Consider the following 4,843-nt stretch of genomic DNA (forward strand, 5'->3'; position numbering starts at 1 on the left):
CTCCATAATTTCCATAGTGGTTTTTACCCACTACAGATATTATAGAGCCGCTTTTATTATATAGAAAAATGGATGATGCTATCATCCATTTTGTTTTAATTCTGTTTCGAAAGTATCTGAGAGGGCAGTAAAACTCAATTGTTCTAAGGTGAGTGGATGAGTAAAGGAAAGTCGGAAGGCATGGAGCATGAGCCTGCTTACTTTTGAACTAGAGTTATAGAGAGGATCGCCCAGAATAGGGTGTTTATGGTGAGAGAGGTGAACACGGATTTGATGCGTTCGACCGGTCTTTAGTTTGCAACGGACAAGGGTAGTCTGATTTGGGAATTGCTTTAATCTGCTTACATGTGTTTCAGCATATTGTCCATTTTTTTCATCAACTATTCTTTTTCTACGATCGTGTCGATTACGACCAATTTTATCTCGGAAGATAAGTTCTTTACTTTCTACTCGCCCTTCTATAAGTGCCCAGTACTCACGAGCGATTTCCTTTTTCTCCAACAAACGATTGAGGATAGGTAGGATAAAAGGATTTTTAGCAAAAAGCACTAAACCGCTTGTTTCCATATCCAGACGATGAACGACATAACAGGTTTGGTCAACGTAGGCAGAGACATGATTGAGAAGGGCGATTTCACCAGGTTGATTTCCGTGAGTTTTCATTCCCTCTGGCTTGTTGACGATAATGAGATGTTGGTCTTGATAAACCTCTTGAACGAGGTCTGGATTGCCCCAAAGGATTTCTTTTGGCGGATAATCTTCCTCGTCAAAAGTCAACTGGCAAATGTCACCTGGCTTGACCATCTCGTTCCAGTGAACTTGTTTTTGATTGATTAAGATATTCTTCTTGGTTCTTAGAAAATGGCGGATTTTTCTAGGGATGAGGAGTTGTTCCTCTAGAAATTGTTTGACTGTCATTTGAGGCAAGGATTCGGGTAATGTAAATGTGAATTGCATACAGATATTGTAACAAAAAAAGCCCTATTTGGATAGGGAGTAGCTAAATTCTTGAGTTCCTATGGTGAAGATGATAAAATAAACGCATGAAATTAGATAAATTATTTGAGAAGTTTCTTTCTCTCTTTAAAAAAGAAACAAATGAATCAGCGGAGTCTGATTCGACTAGCATGCGTCGTTCACGGAGCGACAGAAAAAAATTGTCCCAAGTAGGCCCGATTCGGAAATTTTGGCGTCGTTATCATCTGACAAAGATCGTCATCATTTTAGGGTTAAGTGCAGGTTTGCTAGTAGGAACCTACCTATTTGCGATAGCCAAGTCGACCAATGTCAATGACTTGCAAAATGCCTTGAAAACGCGAACTCTGATTTTTGACCGCGAAGAAAAAGAGGCAGGAGCCCTGTCTGGCCAAAAGGGGACTTATGTTGAGCTGACAGATATCAGCAAAGACTTGCAGAATGCCGTCGTCGCGACAGAGGACCGTTCCTTTTATAAAAATGATGGGATTAACTACGGTCGTTTCTTTCTAGCCATCCTTACAGCAGGCCGTTCTGGAGGGGGGTCCACCATCACTCAACAGTTGGCAAAAAATGCCTACCTTTCTCAGGACCAGACCGTTGAACGGAAGGCCAAGGAGTTTTTCCTTGCCTTAGAGTTGACCAAGAAATACAGTAAGGAGCAAATCCTTGCTATGTACCTCAATAACGCCTACTTTGGAAATGGGGTATGGGGCGTTGAAGATGCAAGTAAGAAATATTTCGGTGTATCGGCTTCGCAACTAACGCTTGATCAGGCGGCGACTCTAGCAGGGATGCTCAAGGGACCAGAATTGTATAATCCATTAAATTCTGTTGAAACTTCGACCAACCGTAGGGACACTGTTTTGCAAAATATGGTTGCAGCGGGCTATATTGATAAAAATCAAGAGACCGAAGCTGCTGGAGTAGATATGGCTTCTCAACTGCAAGATAAGTATGAAGGCAAAGTTTCGGATTATCGTTACCCGTCCTATTTTGATGCAGTTGTCAACGAAGCGGTTTCCAAGTACAATCTCACAGAAGAAGAGATTGTCAACAATGGCTATCGAATCTACACAGAGCTTGACCAAAACTACCAAGCAAACATGCAGGTTATTTACGAAAACACTTCGCTATTTCCAACAGCAGAAGACGGAACGCATGCCGAATCAGGTAGTGTCGCTCTAGAACCCAAGACCGGTGGAGTGCGTGGAGTTGTTGGTCGTGTAGCTGGTGATGACAAACCAGGCTTCCGCAATTTTAACTATGCCACTCAGTCTAAGCGTAGCCCAGGCTCAACCATTAAACCTTTAGTCGTTTATACACCCGCAGTAGAGGCAGGGTGGGCCTTGAACAAGCAACTGGATAATCATACGATGCAGTACAACAGTTATCAAGTAGACAACTATGCGGGTATAAAGACATCTCCAGAAGTACCTATGTATCAGGCCTTGGCGGAATCACTTAACCTACCAGCAGTTGCGACTGTAAATGAATTAGGTATTGACAAAGCTTTTGACGCTGGGGAGAAATTTGGCCTGAATATGGAAAAAGTTGACCGAGTTCTTGGAGTTGCTCTTGGTGGAGGTGTGGAAACGAATCCTCTCCAGATGGCGCAAGCCTATGCGGCCTTTGCCAATGGAGGTCTAATGCCTGAAGCACATTTCATCACTCGTATTGAAAATGCCAGCGGCCAGGTCATCAAGAGTCATAAAAACTCCCAAAAACGAGTGATTGATAAGTCTGTAGCTGATAAAATGACCAGCATGATGCTAGGAACATTTACCAATGGTACGGGAATTAGTTCGTCACCAGCGGATTACGTTATGGCTGGTAAAACAGGTACGACTGAAGCTGTTTTCAACCCAGAATATACCAGTGACCAGTGGGTGATCGGCTATACTCCAGATGTGGTAATCAGCCACTGGCTCGGCTTCCCAACAACAGATGAGAATCATTATCTAGCAGGTTCGACCTCAAATGGAGCAGCCCATGTCTTTAGAAGTATGGCTAATACCATTTTGCCATACACTTCAGGTAGTACTTTTACAGTTGAGAATGCTTATAAACAAAATGGGATTGAACCAGAAAATACGAAAAAGCAAGTTGTTGAAAATGAGACAAACCAGTCTGAGGACCCGATAGGAGATATTCGTAGTCGCGCACAAAATCTTGTAGATGAAGCAGGACGTGCGATTTCAGAAGCTAAAATAAAAGAAAAAGCTCAGACAATATGGGACTCAATCCTTAATCTATTTCGTTAAGAGGCTTGTCAAAGCCTAGGTTTCTTGTTATAATAGATAAGATGGAGGCGTTATGGCACTAAAAAAAGCAAGCCTAGCTTGTGCAGTTTGTGGTTCAAGGAATTACTCAATCAAAATTAGTGGGAACCCCAAGCCAACACGACTAGAAGTAAATAAATTTTGTAAACATTGTGGAAAATATACGACACATAGAGAAACGAGATAGGAGAGAACGATGGGTTTTATTAAGGATATTTTTAAACTTCTTAAAGAAACAACTTGGCCAACTCGCAAAGAAAGCTGGAGAGATTTTCGCTCTATTATGGAATATACAGCCTTCTTTGTGGTCATCATTTACATTTTTGACCAGTTGATTGTTTCAGGTTTGATTCGATTTATTAACATTTTTTAGAAGAAAAGTGGAAAACTTCTACTAGCTTTCTTCTATATATGTATGAAAGGAAATATCATGGATAGTTTTGACAAGGGATGGTTTGTTCTACAAACTTATTCTGGCTATGAAAATAAGGTAAAAGAAAATCTATTGCAACGTGCGCAAACATATAACATGTTGGATAATATTCTTCGCGTTGAGATTCCAACACAAACCGTGCAAGTTGAGAAAAATGGAAAGAAAAAGGAAATTGAAGAGAATCGCTTTCCAGGTTATGTCCTTGTAGAAATGGTCATGACCGATGAAGCATGGTTCGTCGTTCGAAACACACCTAACGTAACAGGATTCGTCGGCTCACACGGTAACAGATCAAAACCAACTCCACTTTTGGAACAAGAAATCCGTGATATTCTGGTTTCAATGGGACAAACTGTTCAAGAGTTCGATATTGATGTTGAAGTTGGCCAGACAGTCCGCATCATTGATGGCGCTTTTGCAGACTACACAGGGAAAATTACTGAAATTGATAACAACAAAGTGAAGATGATTATCTCTATGTTTGGTAATGATACGATTGCAGAAGTGAATCTCAACCAAATTGCAGAATTATAACCTCAGAGAGGCTTTGCCTCTCTTTTTATGTGCCGTTGGGGGAGGAAGAAGTATAGAATAGAGGAAGTAGACCCAGTGGCTCGCGCATTTTGCTAAACTAAATGCAGAAAGGAGAGGTCTATGAATCTAAAAGATTTATATGAAGAAAGTAAGGGAATCGTCCATAAGTGTCGCAAAGATTATCATTTGCATCTGTGGGAGAAAGAGGACTGGGATCAGGAAGGCATGTTATGTCTGTATGAGCTGGTGAGTCGCAACCCAGGGTTACTAGAGGGGGAGCGCCATCAACTATATGTTTGATTTAAAACAAAATTTAGAAATCGTATTCTAGATTACATCCGTAAACAGGAAAGTCACAAGCGCCGTTTTGACAAAGAACCCTATGAAGAGGTGAGTGAGATTAGCCATCGTCTAGGAGAAAAAGGACTCAGGCTGGACGATTATTATCTCTTTCACGAACTTCTAAAGAATTACAAATCAAAACAGAGTATGGAAAAACAAGAATTAATAGATCGTCTAATGGGAGGAGAAGTCTTTAGAGGACGTAAAGCTCTCCTGAGAGAACTTTCCCTAATCTTTTCAGAATTTTGGTAAAGAGGAAAAAAGTCCTTGACAAAGG

At 41.0% G+C, this 4,843-nt stretch carries 5 protein-coding genes and 1 pseudogene; 5 read left to right on the forward strand and 1 reads right to left on the reverse strand.

The features are described 5' to 3' along the window. Positions 1 to 81 precede the first annotated feature (81 nt). Positions 82 to 957 carry an RluA family pseudouridine synthase gene (locus Q4A91_RS09165; RefSeq protein ID WP_303214194.1) on the reverse strand — a complete coding sequence of 292 codons (876 nt, stop codon included), beginning with the start codon at positions 955 to 957 and terminating at the stop codon, positions 82 to 84. An 86-nt stretch (positions 958 to 1,043) separates the two neighbouring features. Here Q4A91_RS09165 and pbp2a point away from each other — a divergent pair, with 86 nt between their 5' ends. The 5 genes and pseudogenes from pbp2a to Q4A91_RS09190 all read left to right on the forward strand — a co-directional run bounded on the left by pbp2a (position 1,044) and on the right by Q4A91_RS09190 (position 4,818). Beyond that, positions 1,044 to 3,239 (forward strand): penicillin-binding protein PBP2A, encoded by a 2,196-nt coding sequence (gene pbp2a / locus Q4A91_RS09170; RefSeq protein WP_303214197.1) that lies wholly within the window; start codon positions 1,044 to 1,046, stop codon positions 3,237 to 3,239. Between the two features lie 52 nt (positions 3,240 to 3,291). After that, positions 3,292 to 3,444 (forward strand): 50S ribosomal protein L33, encoded by a 153-nt coding sequence (rpmG, locus tag Q4A91_RS09175; RefSeq protein WP_001809375.1) that lies wholly within the window; start codon positions 3,292 to 3,294, stop codon positions 3,442 to 3,444. Between the two features lie 9 nt (positions 3,445 to 3,453). Next, complete coding sequence (gene secE / locus Q4A91_RS09180) at positions 3,454 to 3,630, forward strand: preprotein translocase subunit SecE (protein WP_000505776.1); 177 nt, start codon at positions 3,454 to 3,456, stop codon at positions 3,628 to 3,630. A gap of 57 nt (positions 3,631 to 3,687) precedes the next feature. Further along, a complete protein-coding gene (nusG, locus tag Q4A91_RS09185) occupies positions 3,688 to 4,224 on the forward strand; it encodes a transcription termination/antitermination protein NusG (RefSeq protein WP_000376728.1) in 537 nt (178 codons plus the stop codon). 120 nt (positions 4,225 to 4,344) lie between these two features. Beyond that, positions 4,345 to 4,818 (forward strand): annotated as a pseudogene (locus Q4A91_RS09190) (sigma-70 family RNA polymerase sigma factor). Positions 4,819 to 4,843: the final 25 nt, after the last annotated feature.

Origin of the sequence: Streptococcus sp., assembly GCF_030528045.1 — a bacterium.
Classification (GTDB): Bacteria; Bacillota; Bacilli; order Lactobacillales; family Streptococcaceae; genus Streptococcus.

What these genes read in the sequence shown, in the direction of transcription:
- pbp2a (WP_303214197.1), top strand. Translation starts at nt 1,044, where the DNA reads ATGAAATTAGATAAATTATTTGAGAAGTTTCTTTCTCTCTTTAAAAAA.
- secE (WP_000505776.1), top strand. Translation starts at nt 3,454, where the DNA reads ATGGGTTTTATTAAGGATATTTTTAAACTTCTTAAAGAAACAACTTGG.
- rpmG (WP_001809375.1), top strand. Translation starts at nt 3,292, where the DNA reads ATGGCACTAAAAAAAGCAAGCCTAGCTTGTGCAGTTTGTGGTTCAAGG.
- Q4A91_RS09165 (WP_303214194.1), bottom strand. Translation starts at nt 957, where the DNA reads ATGCAATTCACATTTACATTACCCGAATCCTTGCCTCAAATGACAGTC.
- nusG (WP_000376728.1), top strand. Translation starts at nt 3,688, where the DNA reads ATGGATAGTTTTGACAAGGGATGGTTTGTTCTACAAACTTATTCTGGC.